Origin of the sequence: Synechococcus sp. R55.7, assembly GCF_047461955.1 — a bacterium.
GTDB lineage: Bacteria > Cyanobacteriota > Cyanobacteriia > Thermostichales > Thermostichaceae > Thermostichus.
Genome location: NZ_JANSIC010000098.1, coordinates 7,454 through 9,653 on the forward strand (window position 1 = coordinate 7,454; position 2,200 = coordinate 9,653).

Consider the following 2,200-nt stretch of genomic DNA (forward strand, 5'->3'; position numbering starts at 1 on the left):
GGCTTGGGCCAGCTCCAGAAGACCTGGCTCGTTTTGCTTCAGCTCCAAGGTGGCCAAGCCGGCAATGGCCTCGAACGCCAGCCCATGGGCCTGCAGCAGGCGGCGCAGGGATCCCTCTAGCCAAGCGCGGGTGGTGCCCCGCTCGCAGCCCACCCCCACCCACAGCACCCGCGGATGCCAGTGCACTGTCGGGATCCCCGTGGGAGGGGAGAGGTATTCCCCAATCCAGATCTGGGCAACGGGATGGGGAGGAGAGGAGGCCACTAGGGGATGATCTGCCGGCCAAGCTTGTCGCCAAAGCCGCGTGCCGCAGGTCTGGTGAACGGCCACCGGCTCTCCCCGCGTCAAGGCGGCTGCCACCCCGTTCCAATCTCCAGCGCCCCGCCGCCAGCCGTAGGGATCCCCCAGCAAATCCAAAGGCGGGATCCCCAGCCCCTCGGAAGCAGAGGTGAGAACCGGCTGGGCTCCCAAGGTAGCGGCCACCTGCCGCGCCAGGGCATCGGCCCCCCCCACATGTCCCCCGCACAGGCTAATAGCCCAGCGACCGGCTTCGTCCACCACCACCACCGCTGGATCCCGCTGCTTGTCCTGCAAGAGGGGGGCAATGAGCCGCACCACCGACCCTGCGGCCAAGATGAAGAGACAGCCCTGCACCTGGGGCCAGGTTTGGGCAACGGCTTCTGCTAGGGAGCCTGGCGCTGTGGGATCCTTGGGATCCCCGTAAGCCTGCCAGGGGGAGGGCAGCCCCTGCGGGTCAGCTTTGCTCCAGCAGCTCACCTCCTTGCCTAGGAGGGGGATCAGGGAGTTGGCCAACCGGCGGGCGCGCGGGCTGGGGGCAAACAGAGCAAGCTTCATCGAGCGTGGGCCAAGGCCAGGATTCTCCCCGGATCCTATACTGGACATAGAGCCACCCGCGAAGGGACAAGTGCCGATGGTCATCCCACCTGGACTGATGCTGCCCCTAATCCCCCTGGAGGTTTTGCTCTCCACGAAGGGGCTGATGTTTTTGCTGCTATCGGCCTATGGGGGGGCCATGTGGACATTCTTAAGCGGCGCTCCCCGCGTCCACACCATCATCGTGCCGGACTTGGAGCAGGCCAGAGGGTTTTACGAGAAGGTGTTGAAACTGCCGGAAGCGGAGCTGCCCCTGCAGTACTACTACGGCTACGAGCAGAGCATGGTCGGCTACAGCCTAGGATCCGCTTACTTTCCAGGGGATATTGGCCTCAGTCCCCGCTTCGATGCCAAAGCCCGTCCCACCTCTGGGCCCACCCAATTGGATACCCCCGGACTTTGGTACCAACTCTCCGACAATGTTCAATTGCACGTGATCCCTGGCTCTACAGATCCCTATGCGGGGTCCGGTTCCTACGGCAACGCCTCTAGGCCTAGCTCCTCATCTGCTTCTGCTTACGGGACTGTACCGGCAGCGGGCCGCAGCAGCGGCGTTCGCTATCGCCATGTCAGCTATGAGCGGGAGTCCCTTAAGGCCCTTCTGAAGCGAATCAACAAACAAGGGATCCGCAACAGCATTCGCTCCGAGAAGCCCTTCGTCTTTTGGGTGCGGGATCACCAGGGTCAGATTATCGAATTTGCCGAACTGAAAGGCTGACGGGATCCCCTAAGATTGTTAAAGGAAAGCCAAAAGTCGGCGGCGGGGGGATGCCAACGATGAAACGGGTGCTGCTGCTGGTGCTGTGTTTGCTGTGGCTCGGGGTGTGGGGCGGCCAGCCGGCCGTGGCTCTGTCGCGGGCCAAAGACAATCCGGTGGTGAGCGTGCAATCCCCAGCCAAGGACTTCATCACCACCGAGTCGGGATTGCAATACTACGACATCACTCAAGGCAGTGGGCCTTCGCCTCAGCCGGGGCAAACGGTGGTGGTCAACTACGTGGGCAAGCTACAGGATGGCACCATCTTCGATAGCTCCTACAAGCGCAATCAGCCTTTTGTCTTCACCTACGGAGTAGGGCAGGTGATCCGTGGCTGGGAGGAAGGGCTGGCCACCATGCGAGTGGGGGGCAAGCGGTACTTGCGCATTCCGCCGGAGTTGGCCTATGGCAGCCGCGGGGCAGGCGGGGTGATCCCCCCCAACGCCACCTTGGATTTTGAAGTGGAGCTCCTGGCCATCCAGTAGATTCAGATCTTGCAGAGCATGACTCTAGTCAATAATAAGCTCAACTATACTGAAAATAATGTAT

General features: G+C 62.0%; 3 protein-coding genes. 2 read left to right on the forward strand and 1 reads right to left on the reverse strand.

Annotated elements, in window-relative coordinates:
* Positions 1-855: cobalt-precorrin 5A hydrolase (locus NW820_RS06865; RefSeq protein WP_414407058.1), on the reverse strand; the 855-nt coding region annotated here is incomplete at its 3' end.
* 97 nt (positions 856-952) lie between these two features.
* Here NW820_RS06865 and NW820_RS06870 point away from each other — a divergent pair.
* Positions 953-1,612 (forward strand): hypothetical protein, encoded by a 660-nt coding sequence (locus NW820_RS06870; protein ID WP_238376855.1) that lies wholly within the window; start codon positions 953-955, stop codon positions 1,610-1,612.
* 59 nt (positions 1,613-1,671) lie between these two features.
* Positions 1,672-2,136 carry an FKBP-type peptidyl-prolyl cis-trans isomerase gene (locus NW820_RS06875; RefSeq protein ID WP_414407059.1) on the forward strand — a complete coding sequence of 155 codons (465 nt, stop codon included), beginning with the start codon at positions 1,672-1,674 and terminating at the stop codon, positions 2,134-2,136.
* Positions 2,137-2,200 lie beyond the last annotated feature (64 nt).

Excerpts from the sequence above, each read along its gene's own strand:
- NW820_RS06870 (WP_238376855.1), top strand. The coding sequence starts at position 953 with ATGCTGCCCCTAATCCCCCTGGAGGTTTTGCTCTCCACGAAGGGGCTG.
- NW820_RS06875 (WP_414407059.1), top strand. The coding sequence starts at position 1,672 with ATGAAACGGGTGCTGCTGCTGGTGCTGTGTTTGCTGTGGCTCGGGGTG.